The following is a 16,676-nucleotide window of genomic DNA, read 5'->3' as shown; positions in this document are numbered from 1 at the left end:
CGTTCGATCTCTATCGAAATAAAGACGGCAGCAATGATAGGCATTACACTATTTTAACGTTAGTTAGTAGTACAACAGAAGCCTTGGGAGAGGATCTATGGAGCAGGAGCAGCAACGTATTGTTGCCAATCGTAACTTATCGTACCGATTAGCAGAGTCTATTGGTCGCCGAATATTAATTGGCGATCCAGCTCCTGGCTGTATTTTACCGGGTGAAGTTGAGTTAGGCGAAATGTATGGCGTGAGTCGCACTGCCGTACGTGAAGCAATAAAGATGTTAGCGGCTAAAGGCATGGTATTGCCTCGTCCACGTATTGGCACTCGAATAATGCCAAAGAAAAATTGGAATTATCTTGATCAAGATTTACTGGCTTGGTTAGATTTTGATGCTGATTCTCAACTGATTATCGAGTATCAAAAAGTACGTCTGACGCTAGAACCTGAAGCTGCCGCTTTGGCTGCTATACATGCGACAATAGAAGATCGGCTTGAGTTCGAACAATTAATGTTGCAAATGCATCAGATGAAAGATGATTTTAATCAAGAGCGCTGGATTGAAATTGATACTCGCTTCCATCAATTAGTGTATTTTTCTTCTGGTAACCATTTTATTAGTCCATTTGGAAACTTGTTCAAAGCGGTGTTTGAAAATTATTTTCGAGTTGTTACCCGTGAGCAAGTGATGAAGCTTGATGTTCATCAGCGGATTGTAGATGGCATTTTACAGCGTGATCCAGACGTTGCCCGTCAAGCAACGTTAGAGTTATTACAATAGTTGATAAATGACACAACGGAGCCAAATGGCTCCTTTTTTTTATCAATTATAAAACCAACGTAAAGTGACCAACAAAAGGTTGCTTAATTTAAGCTTACAAGTGTAAGCTGAAAAAATAGCAGTTATTAAATTAAGTGTCTTTTGGGATATATAAATCATGAATAATGTGATCAAACGTGAGCTTGGTTATTCAACCACAGAAGAAGTCGCGAATAGTGTCAGTCACGGCCTTGGACTGCTATTTTCAGTGTTTGGTCTGTATTTGTTGTTAGATAAAGCCTTTGCTTTACATGCGGATACGCTAAGTATTATCAGCTATTTTGTTTATGGCGTGAGTATGATTTTATTGTATCTCGCCTCAACCTTATACCATGCAATTCCAAGTGTGACGGCTAAAAAGTCATTAAAAATCTTTGATCATTGTGCTATTTATTTATTAATTGCCGGCACCTATACCCCATTTTTATTAATCGCTTTACGTACACCTTTGGCGTTGGGATTAATGGCGATACTATGGGGATTAGCTCTGATTGGTATTGTCGCTAAAATCGTTTTTATTCATCGTTTTAAGAAATTGTCATTATTTACTTATTTAGCGATGGGTTGGTCATCTGTAATTGTGGTTTACCAATTAGCAATGGCATTAGCACCTGGTGGTTTAGTTCTATTAGCATTGGGTGGCGTGATCTATTCGCTCGGTGTGGTGTTTTACGTCAATAAGCGTATTCCGTATAACCATGCTATTTGGCATTTGTTTGTTTTAGGTGGTTCAATTTGTCATTTTTGTGCGATTTATTTTTATATTAAGCCGCTATAAATTGTGACAAAAATCAAATAAAAAAAGAGAGCGCTACGCGCTCTCTTTTTGTTTTTATCGTTTACGTTAATTGGGTATCAATCACGCCAAAAAGCAGGAGCAAAAACCACTAACACGGTTAATATTTCTAAGCGTCCCATTAGCATTCCTAAGCTTAAGGTCCATTTTGATAAATCAGGTAAACTAGCAAAATTACCGGTTGGACCAATGATCGTTCCCATTCCCGGACCCACATTAGCGACTGCCGTTACCGCACCAGTAATACTGGTGATAGGATCTAAACCTTGTAGTGCTAACACTGAAGCAATCACAATAATAGTCATGATAAAAGTAAACACTAATGCCACCACTGAACGGACGATGTCATCGGTAACTGGGCGACCGTTATAACGTTGAATGAACAGCGCTGATGGGTGAATAGATTGCATGATGTGCTTACGTAATAGCGCAAAGGCAATTTGGAAGCGGAAGATTTTAATACCACCACTGGTTGAGCCAGAACAAGCACCGACCAGTAATGTGAACGCAAAAATGATCGTCGGTAATGGACCCCACGCGGTAAAGTCGCCCAGACCAAAGCCAGTCGTTGTTACTACTGAAATGATATTAAAAAATGATAATCGCATTGCATCAAGGACGGAATAACCTTTATTAAAGATTAAACAGGCCGCGACAATTAAACTCGCTACTACTACAAATAAGGTATAACCCTTAACTTGAGCATCACCAAACAAAGTTCGAGGATGGCGCTTTCTTAATGCTTGGACAAATAATAAGAATGGCAGTCCACCAGCAAACATAAAGAAGGTTGCTACCCATTGTGCGCTGTGTGAAAAGTGATTCATTGAACCGTCAGAGGTTGAATAACCCCCCGTTGAAAGTGTCGTAAAAGCGTGGTTAATAGCATCAAAGGTATTCATGCCTGCGAACATAAACGCGATGATACATAACACCGTTAAAATCAAATAAACGTTGATGATATTTTTAGCGACACTTTTAGTGCGGGGTGAGCTTTTATCTGACCAATCTGATGATTCTGTTTGGAATAATCGCATTCCGCCGACATTAAGCATCGGTAAAATAGCCACCCCCATAACAATAAATCCGACCCCACCCAACCATTGCAACGTTGATCGCCATAGTAAAATACTGGGTGCCATTTGATCGAGACCGCTTAATACTGTTGAGCCGGTTGTCGTGATGCCTGACATGGTTTCAAAATACGCATCAGTAAAACTGATGTGATTAATAAACACAAATGGCAGCGCGGCAAACGCACTCGCAACAGTCCACACTAAGGTGGTGATCAGGAACATGTCCCTTACACTGAGCTTAAACTCATCGGTTTTACCGTAGGAAAGTAACAAAAATGCTACTGAGTGGGTGATAACCACTGCTGCAGCAAAATCCATGAAACCTTCGGTGCCAGTAAAAAAAGCAACTAAAGTGGGTACATACATAAACAGGGCTATTTTAGATAGCACCAGTCCGAGTACAAATAATATTGGACGTAAATTAACCATAAGCAGTTACAGAAAGAAGGGGCTCGGTTGGAAAAGACGTTCAACGTCTGGAATATATTTCTTATCAACTAAGAACATAACGACGTGATCATTTTGCTCAATCATGGTGCGATCGTGCGCAATAAGCACTTCTTCTCCTCGTACAACAGCACCAATGGTGGCACCTGGAGGAAGTTTAATTTCACTAATAGTGCGGCCAACAACTTTAGATGTGCTGGAATCACCATGAGCAATCGCTTCAATCGCTTCAGCAGCACCGCGACGTAATGATGATACGTTAACGATATCAGCTTTACGAACATGGGTTAACAACGCTGAAATGGTCGCTTGTTGCGGAGAAATTGCGATATCAATGGTGCCACCTTGCACTAAATCGACATATGCGCCCCGTTGGATCAGCACCATTACCTTTTTCGCACCTAAGCGTTTAGCTAACATTGCTGACATGATATTGGCTTCATCATCATTGGTAACCGCAATAAACACATCAATTTGTTCGATATGTTCTTCGCTGAGTAATTCTTGATCGGAAGCATCACCACAAAAGACGATAGTATCTTGCAGCATTTCAGATAAATTTTCGGCACGTTGTTGATTATGCTCGATTAATTTTACACTGTAGTTTTGTTCTAAGCGACGAGCTAAGCCTGCGCCAACATTACCACCACCAACAATCATTAATCGTTTATATGGTTTTTCTAATCGCTGCAATTCACTCATTACCGAACGAATATGGTTACTTGCTGCGACAAAGAACACTTCATCGTCCGCTTCTATAATAGTGGTACCTTGGGGGCGAATCGGTTGACCTTGACGGAATATTGCTGCAACACGGGTATCAATGTGTGGCATGTGTTCTCGTAGGGCTGATAATGCGTTACCCACCAGTGGGCCACCGTAATATGCTTTTACTGCCACTAAGCCGACTTTTTCTTCAGCAAAGCTCACCACTTGTAATGCGCCTGGGTATTCGATTAAACGTTCAATGTAATCGGTAACCAATTCTTCTGGGGCAATTAAGTGATCAACCGGAACTGCATCAGATTGAAATAACTGCTCTTTTTCTCGTAAGTATTCAGGAGATCGAATACGAGCCACACGGTTAGGGGTGTTAAATAATGAGAACGCGATCTGGCACGCGATCATGTTAGTTTCGTCTGAATTGGTGACTGCAACTAACATATCAGCATCTTGAGCACCAGCATCACGAAGTGTTTGCGGGTGGCTCGCAAAGCCTTGTACAACTCGAAGGTCATATTTATCTTGCAGTTCACGAAGACGTTCTGGGTTCTTATCAACGATGGTTATATCGTTATTCTCGCCAACAAGATTTTCAGCAAGAGTGCCGCCAACTTGTCCAGCACCGAGAATGATGATTTTCATAGCCTATGCCTGATGAGTAATGCCAACTAACAGTCACTGTGTCATAAATCGACAGTAAGTGGCGCATAAAAGAGACTAAAAAGCGGAACTTGACGTCAAGTTCCGCTATCGTTAGTAATTTATCTTAGTTTGCTTTGGTTAATACTGCATAGTAAAAACCATCCATCGCTTCTTCACCGGGTAAAATTTGACGGCCGGGAGATGCAGGATCGCTATCGATTAAGGTTGCGTCAACAGTACGGCTTAAGAATGCTTTTACTTGATCACAGTTTTCTTGAGGTGTGATTGAGCAAGTCGCATAAACTAAGGTACCGCCAGGTTTTAATTGTAACCACATTGCATCAAAAATCTCAGCCTGTAGCAATGCTAGCGCCGCGATATCTTCGCCGCGACGTAACCATTTAATATCAGGGTGACGACGAATAACCCCTGTTGCCGAGCAGGGTGCATCAAGCAAAATGCGATCAAATTTTTCTCCATGCCACCATTGTTCAGGGTAGCGCGCATCAGCACATAATACTTGGGCGGTTAGGTTTAAACGCTCAAGGTTTTCATGCACACGTTTAAGACGATTTTCGTCACAGTCAATCGCAACTACTTGTGCCGAGGGTACGCGCTCCATGATATGAACCGTTTTACCACCGGGGGCAGCACAACAATCAAGAATTAACTCACCCGCTTGAGGTTGTAGATAATCAACCGCAAGTTGCGCCGCCGCATCTTGGACTGATACCCAACCATCGCTAAAGCCCGGTAGTTTAGTGACATCGCACGGTGAAATTAAGCGTAATGCATCTGCCGCTTGTGGGTGTAATTCAGTGGCAATACCTTCCGCATCTAATAATACGCGGTAAGTGTCACGATCATGATGTTGACTGTTTACCCGTAACCACATTGGTGCTTTGGTGTTATTGGCTTCACAGATGGCGGCGTAGTCATCAGGGTAGCTCGCTTTAAGTAATTTCAATAACCAGCTTGGATGACCATATTTACCCGCGTCATGACTTACCGCTTGCTCATCAAGTGCGTCTTTTTGGCGTTGGTAGCTACGTAAAACAGCATTAATTAAACCACGCAACTGGGTTTTTTTAAGGGTTTTAGTGGCATCAACTGTTTCAGCAACCGCAGCATGAGCAGGAATGCGCATATAACCTAGTTGATATAAGCCAACTAAAATTAGATGATGGAAAACCCGTTGTTTACCCTTTAGAGGCTTGTCCATTAATGCGTTCGTAATTGACTCTAATCGAGGTAGCCAGCGTAATACGCCATAGCAGATTTCCTGCAATAAAGCGTGATCGCGTTCTTTGATATCTTGCTGCGCTAACGGTAGCGCGGCAGACAATGACTGCCCTTGATCGACGACCTGATAAATTACTTTGGCCGCTGCGGCTCTTACATTCATAGCTGTTTCCTGAGCGCCGTTGATGCTGGCGCTACGTGGTTAATCTGAAAAAGAAAAGCCAGAGACTTAACCCTGGCCTTGATGTTTAAAGTTGAGTACCGACTTGGAACCATTCTCGACGCGAGTTTAATAAGTCCGCGACTGACATGGCTTTTTTACCTGGAGGTTGCAGTGATAATAGACGCAATGCACCCTGTGCTGTTGCGACGACGATACCGTGTTTATCCGCCGCTAAAATCGTACCCGGTAATTGGCCTTGATTGTCATCTTCAACGCTGGTTTGCCATACTTTGATTGTTTGCTCAGCAACAGTGAAGTGACTCATTGGCCATGGATTGAAAGCACGTACACAACGCTCAATGGTTGTTGCGTCCATGGTCCAATCAATTTGGGCTTCTTCTTTGGTTAATTTCTTAGCGTAGTTTGCTTGGGCATCATCTTGTTTGGTCGCAACCGCAGTGCCATTCGCAATATCGGTTAAGCAATTAATCAATGCATCAGGACCAAGATCTGCCAGTTTGTCATACATGGTTGCACTAGTATCAGTAGCCGTGATCGGTAACGTAGTGACGTGTAACATATCACCCGTATCAAGGCCGATATCCATTTGCATGATAGTGACGCCAGTTTCTTTATCACCCGCCCAAATTGAACGTTGAATCGGTGCCGCACCACGCCAACGTGGCAAAATTGAACCGTGAACATTAATACAACCGAGTGGTGGTGTATCAAGTGCTTCTTGAGGCAATAATAAACCGTAAGCCACAACAACCATGATATCTGCATCAATAGTGGCTAGTTGTTGTTGAGCTTCAAGGTTACGCAACGAGGCGGGTTGAAATACCGGAATATCGTGTTCGACAGCGATATTTTTGACCGGGCTTGCGGTGAGTTTTTTGCCGCGACCTGCTGGGCGATCGGGCTGGGTATAAACTGCAACAACTTGATGCTGTGAAGACAATAACGCCGCCAAATGACGGGCGGCGAAGTCAGGCGTACCTGCAAAAATAATACGTAATGGTTTACTCAAGATAACCTCGAATGGTGGATGTTGTTAGAGTGAACGCTTTAGTTTTTCTAATTTGCTTTTAATGCGTTGGCGTTTCAGTGGCGATAAGTAATCAACAAACAGTTTACCGGCAAGGTGATCTAATTCGTGTTGAATACAGATGGCTAGTAGGTCATCTGCGTCAAAGGTGATCTTGTTACCATTGCGGTCTAATGCTGAAACAGTAATTGTTGCTGCACGTGGTACAAAACCACGAGCACTCGGTACGGAAAGACAACCTTCCTCAATACCATCATCGCCATGGGCAGCTGTGATCTCTGGGTTGATTAGTACCATTGGTTGATCGCGTTGCTCAGAAACATCAATAACCACAATTTGTTGATGAATATCGACTTGAGTTGCCGCAAGGCCGATACCTTCTTCTTCATACATGGTTTCAAGCATGTCATCAATGATCTGCTGAATTTGTGGCGTAATCGCCGCAACGGGCTTGGCTACAGTACGTAGACGGTCATCTGGAAAGATTAAAACTGGCAATAGCGACATAAGGGCTCGAATTCGTTAACGGTTACTAGAAAGATACAGCGTTGTTGGTCTAATTCTAGTCATTTTAGCTCTCAAAGAACAGTACCTAATGCGAGTGGTGGTGGTTAACCGAAATTAGAGTAACGAAATGAAGACCTCTTTTCGCTAAAAAATTAATGTTAGTTGTTCGCAAAGTTAAAGCGTCTTCGATGTAACAGTGATTATTAAATCGTGATATAAGCCGAAAAGCGTTGGGTAGTGATAGTTAAACAGTCGACATATCAAATGGCTAATGCCAACCTCTGCCAATATGAGTGATTATTTTATTATCGCTAGGTAGCTATTTGTGTAATCGAAGGAACGGATCACATGAAGCAATGGGTTATTATCGTTAGTTTTATTCTTTTTATGCCGTCGTTGTTTGCCGCATCGCAGCCACAGCTAAAAAATAGTCATCCTGAAATTTATGTGGTTAAAAAAGGGGATACGTTATGGGATATTTCGGCCGTATTTCTAGATAATCCATGGTCATGGCCACAGTTATGGCAAAAAAACAGTTATATAAAAAATCCGCATTTAATTTATCCAGGTGATCGACTACATCTTATTTGGGTGAATGGTAAACCGCAGTTAAGTCTTAAAAAGTACCTCAAATTATCCCCTCAAATGCGGGTTGTTCGTCAGCCTATTACCTCATTACCTGGTTATTTAATGTTGGCATATGTGGCTCAAGATAAGTTGATCAGTGCTGAAGCGCTTCCAACCCAACCGCAAATTATGGGTACCAGTGAAGAGCGTGGTTATCTGTCTGTTGGTGATGTGTTGTGGGCTGATCAGTCATTAGTTCCGACTAGTCAGTGGCGAGTATATCGTTTAGAGCAAGATTTTGATCGTGATGATAGTAAAGATAAAGTCGCTAACTCTGCGATTAAAGCCACCATCTCAACGTTGAAAGAGATTGCAGATGTCACTGTTATTGCAAGTGATGGTGCGATGAGCCAGTTGAAAGTTGATGACTTTCAGCAGGAAATTATTCCAAATGATATTTTATTACCTTTATTAGGCATTGATGGCCAAGCTGATCTGTCATTTTCGCCAACTACTCCGCCAGCGTCGTTATCCGCGACCGTATTAGGTCAAATTAGTGGTTATAGTTATATTTCCAATTACGATGTGATTGTGCTCGACCGAGGTCATCTTGATGGCATGATTGCTGGGCAAGTGTTTGAGTTGTTTAAGCCTGGTGCGCAAGTTCAAGGTAAAAAAGGTCAATATCATTATCAAGCGAGTACGTTATTAACTGATAGTACTCAATTAGGAACAGTTGCAGTAGCGCAAGCGATGGTACTACGTCCTTATGAATATTTTAGCTTGGCGGTAGTACTTAATAATCAACAACCCTTTAAACCTGGAGTGGTTGCTCAAGCACCACGCTTATAGTGGTTATGACAGAAACAGAGCTTATTGCATGGTTACAACTTGCGGCTGTTCCCTCTCTTGGTGGCAGTCGTATTCAGCGTTTACTCTCTCATGCGAGTCCATCACAGTTAGTGGTAATGACGACTGAACAATTACAACAATGTGGTTTAACGGCGAAACAAATACAGGCTTTACATCATCCGAATCAAGCGCGGATCCAACAGGCATTACAATGGCAACGCGCTCCGCAACAACATATATTGACCCTCGATTCACCGCATTATCCCCATTTGTTAAAACAGATCGCTTCACCGCCACCGATATTATTTGTACGTGGCGATATGGTTTGTTTAGGCGCACCTCAAATTGCCGTTATTGGTAGTCGTTCCGCATCGATTGATGGCCGCGAATCCGCGTTTTATTTTTCAAAAGCTCTCGCGGCTAATAATTATGTGGTCACAAGTGGATTAGCATTAGGCATCGATGGTCAAGCACATCAAGGCGCATTGCAAGGCGGTGGATTAACCATTGCAGTGTTAGGTTCTGGGCTCGATCAAGTTTATCCGGCTCGACATCGTTCATTAGCTGCGAGTATTGCTGAACAGGGCGCGTTAGTGTCAGAGTTTTGGCCGCAAGAACAACCGCGACCGCAAAACTTTCCGCGGCGTAATCGCATTATTAGTGGTTTATCTGCTGGTGTATTAGTGATTGAGGCCGCGCAAAAAAGTGGATCATTAATTACTGCGCGTTATGCTCTAGAGCAAGGACGAGAGGTTTTTGCGTTGCCTGGTTCGATTCATAATCCCGCCAGTCGTGGCTGTAATGCGCTGATTAAATCCGGTGCTAAACTGGTAGAAAGTCCTGCTGATATTTATGAAGAGGTAGGAAGCCTGACAGAATGTGCAATAAACAATCAAATAGGCGTGCCTTTAGTAATGAAGGAAAATGAAGAATTGCCATTTCCCGCTCTGTTGGCTAACGTAGGCACCGAAGCAACACCCGTAGATGTCGTTGCTGAACGCTGTAAACAACCCATCCACCAAATTTTACCGCAATTATTAGAATTAGAACTGTCTGGTTGGGTGACTGCAGTGCCCGGTGGTTATATCAGAACGAGGAGGGGCTAGTTATGATGGATATTCTTATGTATCTATTTGAAACCTACATTCAAAGCGAAGCCGAGCTGTTAGTGGATCAAGAAGAGCTCTCTGAAGAGCTTTTGCGTGCAGGTTTTCATCAGGATGATATTTACAAGTCATTAGAGTGGCTTGAAAAACTGGCGGCTTTACAAGAAACAGAAAATACACCGTATGTTAACCACAGTGCGATAACATCGATGCGCATCTATACCGCTGATGAAATGTTGCGGATGGATACGGCTTGTCGTGGTTTTTTACTTTATCTTGAGCAAATCGATGTATTAAATACTGATACTCGTGAAATGGTGATTGATCGGGTGATGGAACTCGATACTCAAGAGTTTGTACTTGATGATCTAAAGTGGATTATTCTGATGGTGTTATTTAACGCCCCAGGAAACGAAGCTGCATATGATAAAGTAGAAGAATTATTATATGGCGCAGAAGATGGAGGTCTACATTAATAATGACAACTCATCATGATTCATTATTTTCTGCCCATGAAGAAGCGTTACAGCATCAATCATGCCCGCAATGTGAGGCTGATTTAGTGATGCGGTTTGGTAAACATGGTCCATTTTTAGGCTGCGATCATTACCCTGAGTGTGATTATATTCAGCCACTAAAACAAAATGATGGTCATATTGTTAAACAGTTAGATATGCCCTGCCCAGAATGTGCGCAACCGTTGGTATTACGCCAAGGTCGTTATGGCATGTTCATTGGGTGTTCGGCATACCCTGAGTGCCATTACCTTGCATCACCAGAAAAAAAACCGCAACAAACCCATATTGATTGTCCTGAGTGTCATCGGGGTCATTTAGTCGAGCGTAAATCACGCTATGGCAAACTGTTTTATGCGTGTGATAAATATCCGCAATGCCGCTTTGCTGTCAACAATCAGCCGGTTGTTGGTGTGTGTCAGCAGTGTGGTTTTGGGCTGTTGATAGAAAAAAAATTAGTCAGTGGTATTAAATTACAATGTGCTGACCGTAAGTGTAATGCTTATCAGAATGCTGAAAAATAGTGACTATATTGAATAACATTAATAAGCCTGCATTACGATGCAGGCTTTTTTGTGAGTGGTGTTTAGCGTGGTAATGTCGGGAAATATTGTTGCGATAATATTTGGCCTAACAACATTAATTGATATTGCAGTTGTTCTGGAGTGGCCGCGCAAACATTAATATGCCCCATTTTACGTCCCGCTCGTTTTTCTTTGCCGTACCAATGTACGTGGCAACTTTCTAATGCTAATACTGCCCGTGGCACACTATCTTGACCTAAAATATTAATCATCGCACTCGGACGAATGAGTGCAGTACCACCCAATGGTAAATCACATACTGCACGCAGATGGTTCTCAAATTGACAGGTTTGTGCTCCTTGCTGAGTCCAATGTCCTGAATTATGAACGCGAGGTGCTATTTCATTGACTAACAACGCACCATTCACTTCAAAAAACTCCAGTGCCAGCACACCTATATAATTGAGTTGTTCAGCAACTGCGGTAAACATCTGCTGTGCTTGTTGTTGCAGGATGGTATCGCCAACAATGGCTGTTGATAAGCTGAGTACGCCGTCAGTGTGTACATTTTCACTGAGGGCATAGGTTTTAACATCACCATTGGCATTACGGACGCCAATTAAAGACACTTCGCGATCAAAACCAATAAATTTTTCTGCCACAATCGCTTGGTTATTAGTCACAGCAATGCAGTGCGCCATTTCGGCCCATACTGATTCAATTTGATCGCGGGTTTTTAAGCGCCATTGACCTTTACCGTCATAACCACCGAGCGCTGTTTTTAATACCATCGGTAGGCCCAGCGTGGTGATTGCTGCGTCTAAATCGGTACGAGTATTAATGATATGGTGCGGTGCATTAGCAACTTTCGCGAGATCCAATAAGGTTTTTTCGATACGACGATCGCCGCCGGCTTTTATGGCTTCTGGGTGAGGCTTAAATTTACCACTCGCGGCGCAGAGCGATAAAATATCTGTGGGTATATGTTCAAACTCGGCGGTGATCACATCGACAGCAGCAATTGCTTCAATCAGTGAGAGTGATTGGCACTGTTGAGTGAGAGGGTGTACAACATTAGTGCTGACAACATCATAGGCGATGACATCAATATTCAGTGGTGCTCCGGCTAACGCCATCATTCGTGCCAGTTGCCCAGCGCCAAGGACCAATACTTGATTCATTATGCATCCTCAGCCGGATTTGGGTTATCAAGTACGGTATCTGTTTGTTGTTGACGGAACGCTTCTACTGCGGCTAAAACTTCTGGGTTATGTGTCGCAATGATTTGAGCTGCTAATAAACCAGCATTAGCGGCACCCGCTTCACCAATCGCGAGTGTCCCTACAGCAATACCTTTAGGCATTTGCACAATCGATAATAATGAATCCATACCTTTTAAAGCGCGAGATTGAATAGGAACGCCAAGGACGGGCAAACTGGTAAATGCGGCAGTCATACCGGGTAAATGTGCCGCCCCGCCAGCACCAGCAATAATGACATTGATGCCACGACTGCGTGCTGTTTCAGCGTATTCCGCTAATAAATGAGGAGTACGGTGAGCTGAAACCACTTTAGTTTCGTAAGCAACATTAAAACGCTTCAGCATTTCTGCTGCATGTTGCATGGTTGGCCAATCAGATTTTGATCCCATGATAATTCCAACTTTCATTCCAATCTCCTATAGGTAATGAACAACTAAAGTGTAATTTTCGCCATTATACGGTGATTTAACTCAAAGGAAAACGTTTGCGTAGCGAAAGTTACGCTATGATTAACCTTCAATGGTGTTGTTCCGTATGTGTCGGTATGATGATTACCATAACTAAAAATAGAATATCAGCTGAATACAAAACAGGGGAATTTGTGGCAAATATTACGCAAGTGGTTACAGCGCTAAAGCAAGGTCAAGTAATTGGTTATCCAACAGAAGCGGTGTTTGGTGTCGGTTGTGATCCTGATAATCAACAGGCCGTTAATAAACTATTGGCACTGAAACAACGCCCAATGGAAAAAGGTTTGATCTTAATTGCTGCTGATTATGAGCAGTTATTGCCGTATATCGATGATAGCCAATTAACACCGCAACAAAAGCAAACGGTTTTAGCCTCATGGCCAGGACCTGTCACTTGGGTAATGCCAACCAAAGCCAACATCCCTGTTTTTTTAACGGGTCAGTTTTCTACCATTGCCGTTCGTGTTACCGCGCATCCGTTAGTTCAGCAACTATGCCGTGAATTCGGTAAGCCAATAACCTCAACTAGCGCTAATTTAACCGGACTTGAGCCGGGGCGTACTGTGGCAGATGTAGAACAACAGTTGGGGGATCAATTAGCTGCAATATTGAATGGTGAGACGGGCGGACGCAATAATCCTTCTGAAATTCGTGATGCCCAAACGGGTAATATTTTCCGTCAGGGGTAATCAATGATTAATCGTAACCAGATAGATATTAATAAGAACGCTGTAAAAACATTCCTGCTCCAATTACAAGACACCATTTGTCTGGCATTAGCACAACAAGATAACGGTGCTGAGTTTGAACAAGATCAATGGCAACGTGAGCAAGGTGGCGGAGGTCGTAGTCGCGTATTACGTAATGGTGCAGTGTTTGAACAAGCCGGCGTTAATTTCTCTCATGTCTATGGTGATGAGATGCCAGCTTCTGCGACAGCGCATCGTCCGGAACTTGCTGGACGACGGTTTGAGGCGATGGGGGTATCATTAGTGATTCATCCTCATAATCCTTATGTGCCGACATCCCATGCCAATGTGCGTTTTTTTATTGCAGAAAAAGATGGTGAAGCACCGGTGTGGTGGTTTGGTGGTGGGTTTGATTTAACGCCTTTTTATCCGTTTGATGACGATTGTCAGTATTGGCATGATACCGCGAAAGCGATTTGTGCGCCGTTTGGTGATGATGTCTATGCACAACACAAAGCATGGTGTGATAAATATTTCTTTTTACCTCATCGTGATGAAACCCGCGGTATCGGTGGACTGTTTTTTGATGATCTCAACCAATGGGGTTTTGAAAAAAGCTTTGCTTATACTCAAGCGGTCGGTAATGGTTTTATTGATGCTTATGTACCGATTGTTGCTCAACGGTATGGGTTACCTTATGGCGAGCGCGAGCGTGAATTTCAGCTTTATCGTCGTGGGCGCTATGTTGAATTTAACTTAGTGTATGATCGCGGTACCCTGTTTGGTTTGCAAAGCGGCGGTCGTACCGAATCGATCTTAATGTCGATGCCACCTTTAGCGCGTTGGGAATATTGTTATCACCCCGATCCTGATGCCGCAGAAGCACGTTTGAGTCGTGATTATCTTCACCCTCGAGAATGGTAAATTGGCAGCAGCAATGTTTGGCAGTTATTTCATCCAGTGGTAGGGTCGATATATCGGCCCTTTTATTTGAGTAATGGACTATGGACAAATATATCGTGGTGGGCAATCCCATCAATCACAGTAAATCCCCTTTCATTCATACCCTTTTTGCCCGTCAAACCAGCCAGAAGATGGAATACTGTAGTCAGTTAGTAGCACTCGATGGCTTTGTAACTGCAATGGATGCTTTTTTTGCCGAGGGTGGTAAAGGCTGTAATATTACGGTGCCGTTTAAAGAGCAAGCCTTTAAGTACGCGACCCGACTTACGCAACGGGCTCAATTAGCGGGCGCAGTAAACACGCTAAAACGTTTAGATGATGGCGGTGTATTAGGTGATAACACGGATGGTGAAGGCTTGGTGCAAGATTTATTGCACCAACAGGTCACACTGAAAGATAAGCGTATTTTATTAATCGGTGCTGGCGGCGCTGCACGAGGGGTGATTCTACCTTTATTAGCCCAGCAGCCACAGACACTCATTATAACTAATCGCACCTTGACCAAAGCCCAACAGTTAGCCACATTATTTGCTGAATATGGTGATGTTGAAGCGTTATCTTTTGATGCTTTAGGTGAGCAGAGTTTTGACGTGGTGATTAATTCAACATCAGCGAGTTTGAGTGGTCATGTGCCAGCCGTGCCAACATCTGTTATCGGTCAACAGACTTGTTGTTATGATATGGTCTACGGTTCCAGCGTTACGGCTTTTAATCAATGGGCACAACAACAAAATGCGCTTAAAACGATTGATGGTTTAGGAATGTTAGTTGGGCAAGCCGCAGAGAGTTTTATGCTGTGGCGAGGATTACGCCCAGGCGCTAAACAAGTACAACGTGAATTAAGACGCCTTTTACAAGAGTAAAAATCACATGAACCAAAATATATTATTTGCTGATATTCAAACTTGGAACTCAGATCAGCAAGCGATTCACTTTCCAGCCCAGCAAGGTGGCGCGCTGATCAATTGCTGGTTGCCATTATCATGGCTACAACAACAAAGTGAGCAAGCATTATCGACGCCAGAAGATATCATTGCGACCTTTATTGAATATCGATTTGATATTGAAGATATTGCCGAAGCAATGATTGATAATGAAGACTTTAATGATAATGGCGATATCATTGTTAATGAATAGCATCGCCGTGATCAGATGTAATCATCCGTTAAGGTATTCATCTTTTAAGTGCACATAATTAATTGCTGATTGGGTTAATGACATTAACTCTACAGCTGTTAATGGGCGGATTTGTTTAACTGGGCTTCCTATATAAAGGAAGCCAGAACAAAGCTGCTTCTTTGGCGGTACTAAACTGCCCGCTCCAATAATGACATCATGCTCAATAATAGCCCCATCTAAAATAATGGTTCCCATACCGATTAAGACACGATCTTCAATCTTGCAGCCATGTAACATCGCTTTATGACCCACAGTTACATCATTACCTATAATAAGTGGATATCCATCAGGGTTTGTAATGCTAACTCGACTAACGTGAAGTATTGAACCATCTTGAATATTACTGCGTTGGCCAATGCGAATGTGATTAACATCCCCACGAGCAACAACCAAAGGCCACAAACTACTGTCTGTTCCGATGTTAACCTTACCGATGACGACCGCTGTAGTATCTATATAGACATTATCGGCAAGCTGCGGCGTGTGATTTTGATAATGGCGAAGAGGGAAGGACATAAGAAGGCTTATCTGAACGAAGTTATTCTTCCACCATAACGAAACTTTCGTGTGATTAACAACCAAAACATTAGGGGTTGATCGTTATTTGGACGTTCGGGTAAATATGACAAATTTATTGCAATTTAGCCCTTGCTAATGTGATCGAACTCTCTATACTACGACCTCACTGACACGGAGCAAGCCATTGGCTAGCAACGAAATCAGTATGTTCTTTAACAATTTGACCATGCAATCTGTGTGGGCACTCACTGAATAGTTAAGTCGAAAGATTTATCAATAAACTGAGTGACCAATACAAAATGACCCAATCTATTTATAGAGAAGATTATTTTGGCACAGTTATTTAATTATCATTTTTTAAATGATAAAAAGCTTTAAAATTACACTCTTTATTTATAAAGAGTTGGTATTAAAGTCAGTATTTATTGAGCCGTCTCGAAAGAGACAACAAAACTTTAATTGAAGAGTTTGATCATGGCTCAGATTGAACGCTGGCGGCAGGCCTAACACATGCAAGTCGAGCGGTAACAGAAAGAAAGCTTGCTTTCTTTGCTGACGAGCGGCGGACGGGT

Annotated in this window: 18 protein-coding genes and 1 rRNA gene; 11 read left to right on the top strand and 8 right to left on the bottom strand. The window is 42.7% G+C overall.

All coding sequences use genetic code 11. The features are described from left to right. Positions 1-97: 97 nt before the first annotated feature. Together CIK00_RS16055 and trhA are read left to right on the top strand one after the other, a co-directional pair. Positions 98-775: a FadR/GntR family transcriptional regulator gene (locus tag CIK00_RS16055; RefSeq protein ID WP_101769678.1), complete on the top strand. Its 678-nt coding sequence runs from the start codon at positions 98-100 to the stop codon at positions 773-775. 157 nt (positions 776-932) lie between these two features. Then, the gene (gene trhA, locus CIK00_RS16050) at positions 933-1,592 is read left to right on the top strand and encodes a PAQR family membrane homeostasis protein TrhA (protein ID WP_101769677.1); all 660 of its coding nucleotides are present in this window, start codon (positions 933-935) and stop codon (positions 1,590-1,592) included. 77 nt (positions 1,593-1,669) lie between these two features. Here the strand turns inward: trhA and CIK00_RS16045 are convergent, their stop codons facing one another. The 5 genes from CIK00_RS16045 to def form a co-directional block, all read right to left on the bottom strand. Then, positions 1,670-3,115 carry a TrkH family potassium uptake protein gene (locus tag CIK00_RS16045; protein WP_101769676.1) on the bottom strand — a complete coding sequence of 482 codons (1,446 nt, stop codon included), beginning with the start codon at positions 3,113-3,115 and terminating at the stop codon, positions 1,670-1,672. A 6-nt stretch (positions 3,116-3,121) separates the two neighbouring features. Then, positions 3,122-4,498: a Trk system potassium transporter TrkA gene (gene trkA, locus CIK00_RS16040; protein WP_101769675.1), complete on the bottom strand. Its 1,377-nt coding sequence runs from the start codon at positions 4,496-4,498 to the stop codon at positions 3,122-3,124. Between the two features lie 124 nt (positions 4,499-4,622). Then, on the bottom strand, positions 4,623-5,903 hold the full coding sequence (gene rsmB, locus CIK00_RS16035) for a 16S rRNA (cytosine(967)-C(5))-methyltransferase RsmB (RefSeq protein ID WP_101769674.1): 1,281 nt from the start codon (positions 5,901-5,903) through the stop codon (positions 4,623-4,625). A gap of 85 nt (positions 5,904-5,988) precedes the next feature. After that, on the bottom strand, positions 5,989-6,933 hold the full coding sequence (gene fmt, locus CIK00_RS16030) for a methionyl-tRNA formyltransferase (RefSeq protein WP_101769673.1): 945 nt from the start codon (positions 6,931-6,933) through the stop codon (positions 5,989-5,991). A 24-nt stretch (positions 6,934-6,957) separates the two neighbouring features. Continuing rightward, positions 6,958-7,458: a peptide deformylase gene (gene def, locus CIK00_RS16025; protein WP_101769672.1), complete on the bottom strand. Its 501-nt coding sequence runs from the start codon at positions 7,456-7,458 to the stop codon at positions 6,958-6,960. Positions 7,459-7,806: 348 nt separating this feature from the next. Here def and CIK00_RS16020 point away from each other — a divergent pair, with 348 nt between their 5' ends. From CIK00_RS16020 to CIK00_RS16005, 4 genes are read left to right on the top strand one after another with little or no spacing between them, the layout of a single operon-like run. Then, on the top strand, positions 7,807-8,877 hold the full coding sequence (locus CIK00_RS16020) for a LysM peptidoglycan-binding domain-containing protein (RefSeq protein WP_101769671.1): 1,071 nt from the start codon (positions 7,807-7,809) through the stop codon (positions 8,875-8,877). A 5-nt stretch (positions 8,878-8,882) separates the two neighbouring features. Continuing rightward, positions 8,883-9,983 (top strand): DNA-processing protein DprA, encoded by a 1,101-nt coding sequence (dprA, locus tag CIK00_RS16015; protein WP_101769670.1) that lies wholly within the window; start codon positions 8,883-8,885, stop codon positions 9,981-9,983. Positions 9,984-9,985: 2 nt separating this feature from the next. Then, positions 9,986-10,459: a DUF494 family protein gene (locus CIK00_RS16010; RefSeq protein WP_101769669.1), complete on the top strand. Its 474-nt coding sequence runs from the start codon at positions 9,986-9,988 to the stop codon at positions 10,457-10,459. 2 nt (positions 10,460-10,461) lie between these two features. Beyond that, on the top strand, positions 10,462-11,022 hold the full coding sequence (locus CIK00_RS16005; RefSeq protein ID WP_101769668.1) for a DNA topoisomerase family protein: 561 nt from the start codon (positions 10,462-10,464) through the stop codon (positions 11,020-11,022). 62 nt (positions 11,023-11,084) lie between these two features. Here CIK00_RS16005 and CIK00_RS16000 read toward each other — a convergent pair whose 3' ends face one another. Both CIK00_RS16000 and purE read right to left on the bottom strand, forming a co-directional pair. After that, positions 11,085-12,203, bottom strand: coding sequence for a 5-(carboxyamino)imidazole ribonucleotide synthase (locus tag CIK00_RS16000; RefSeq protein WP_101769667.1), 1,119 nt, complete (start codon positions 12,201-12,203; stop codon positions 11,085-11,087). Further along, positions 12,203-12,691 (bottom strand): 5-(carboxyamino)imidazole ribonucleotide mutase, encoded by a 489-nt coding sequence (gene purE, locus CIK00_RS15995; protein WP_045037180.1) that lies wholly within the window; start codon positions 12,689-12,691, stop codon positions 12,203-12,205. The genes CIK00_RS16000 and purE overlap by 1 nt, the downstream gene beginning before the upstream one ends. A gap of 194 nt (positions 12,692-12,885) precedes the next feature. Between purE and tsaC the strand changes: the two genes are divergently transcribed. The 4 genes from tsaC (at position 12,886) to CIK00_RS15975 (ending at position 15,543) form a co-directional block, all read left to right on the top strand. Continuing rightward, on the top strand, positions 12,886-13,443 hold the full coding sequence (gene tsaC / locus CIK00_RS15990) for an L-threonylcarbamoyladenylate synthase type 1 TsaC (protein WP_101769728.1): 558 nt from the start codon (positions 12,886-12,888) through the stop codon (positions 13,441-13,443). Positions 13,444-13,446: 3 nt separating this feature from the next. After that, entirely contained in the window at positions 13,447-14,367 is a 921-nt protein-coding gene (gene hemF / locus CIK00_RS15985; RefSeq protein WP_101769666.1) for an oxygen-dependent coproporphyrinogen oxidase, read from the top strand. An 80-nt stretch (positions 14,368-14,447) separates the two neighbouring features. Beyond that, complete coding sequence (gene aroE / locus CIK00_RS15980; protein WP_101769665.1) at positions 14,448-15,269, top strand: shikimate dehydrogenase; 822 nt, start codon at positions 14,448-14,450, stop codon at positions 15,267-15,269. A gap of 7 nt (positions 15,270-15,276) precedes the next feature. Further along, positions 15,277-15,543 (top strand): DUF1488 family protein, encoded by a 267-nt coding sequence (locus CIK00_RS15975; protein WP_101769664.1) that lies wholly within the window; start codon positions 15,277-15,279, stop codon positions 15,541-15,543. 21 nt (positions 15,544-15,564) lie between these two features. Here CIK00_RS15975 and CIK00_RS15970 read toward each other — a convergent pair whose 3' ends face one another. Then, on the bottom strand, positions 15,565-16,101 hold the full coding sequence (locus CIK00_RS15970; RefSeq protein WP_101769663.1) for a gamma carbonic anhydrase family protein: 537 nt from the start codon (positions 16,099-16,101) through the stop codon (positions 15,565-15,567). 459 nt (positions 16,102-16,560) lie between these two features. On the opposite strand from CIK00_RS15970, the gene CIK00_RS15965 reads away from it, so the two are divergent. Beyond that, a 16S ribosomal RNA gene (locus tag CIK00_RS15965) occupies positions 16,561-16,676 on the top strand; the annotation flags it as partial.

This window comes from Photobacterium carnosum (genome assembly GCF_002849605.1).
Lineage (GTDB): Bacteria > Pseudomonadota > Gammaproteobacteria > Enterobacterales > Vibrionaceae > Photobacterium > Photobacterium carnosum.
The sequence above is the reverse complement of the archived record's forward strand: the minus strand, read 5'-3'. Positions and strand labels throughout refer to the sequence as shown.

Coding starts and splice junctions, on each gene's coding strand:
- CIK00_RS16055 (WP_101769678.1), top strand. CDS start 98: ATGGAGCAGGAGCAGCAACGTATTGTTGCCAATCGTAACTTATCGTAC.
- trhA (WP_101769677.1), top strand. CDS start 933: ATGAATAATGTGATCAAACGTGAGCTTGGTTATTCAACCACAGAAGAA.
- CIK00_RS16045 (WP_101769676.1), bottom strand. CDS start 3,115: ATGGTTAATTTACGTCCAATATTATTTGTACTCGGACTGGTGCTATCT.
- trkA (WP_101769675.1), bottom strand. CDS start 4,498: ATGAAAATCATCATTCTCGGTGCTGGACAAGTTGGCGGCACTCTTGCT.
- rsmB (WP_101769674.1), bottom strand. CDS start 5,903: ATGAATGTAAGAGCCGCAGCGGCCAAAGTAATTTATCAGGTCGTCGAT.
- def (WP_101769672.1), bottom strand. CDS start 7,458: ATGTCGCTATTGCCAGTTTTAATCTTTCCAGATGACCGTCTACGTACT.
- CIK00_RS16020 (WP_101769671.1), top strand. CDS start 7,807: ATGAAGCAATGGGTTATTATCGTTAGTTTTATTCTTTTTATGCCGTCG.
- dprA (WP_101769670.1), top strand. CDS start 8,883: ATGACAGAAACAGAGCTTATTGCATGGTTACAACTTGCGGCTGTTCCC.
- CIK00_RS16010 (WP_101769669.1), top strand. CDS start 9,986: ATGATGGATATTCTTATGTATCTATTTGAAACCTACATTCAAAGCGAA.
- CIK00_RS16005 (WP_101769668.1), top strand. CDS start 10,462: ATGACAACTCATCATGATTCATTATTTTCTGCCCATGAAGAAGCGTTA.
- CIK00_RS16000 (WP_101769667.1), bottom strand. CDS start 12,203: ATGAATCAAGTATTGGTCCTTGGCGCTGGGCAACTGGCACGAATGATG.
- purE (WP_045037180.1), bottom strand. CDS start 12,691: ATGAAAGTTGGAATTATCATGGGATCAAAATCTGATTGGCCAACCATG.
- hemF (WP_101769666.1), top strand. CDS start 13,447: ATGATTAATCGTAACCAGATAGATATTAATAAGAACGCTGTAAAAACA.
- aroE (WP_101769665.1), top strand. CDS start 14,448: ATGGACAAATATATCGTGGTGGGCAATCCCATCAATCACAGTAAATCC.
- CIK00_RS15975 (WP_101769664.1), top strand. CDS start 15,277: ATGAACCAAAATATATTATTTGCTGATATTCAAACTTGGAACTCAGAT.
- CIK00_RS15970 (WP_101769663.1), bottom strand. CDS start 16,101: ATGTCCTTCCCTCTTCGCCATTATCAAAATCACACGCCGCAGCTTGCC.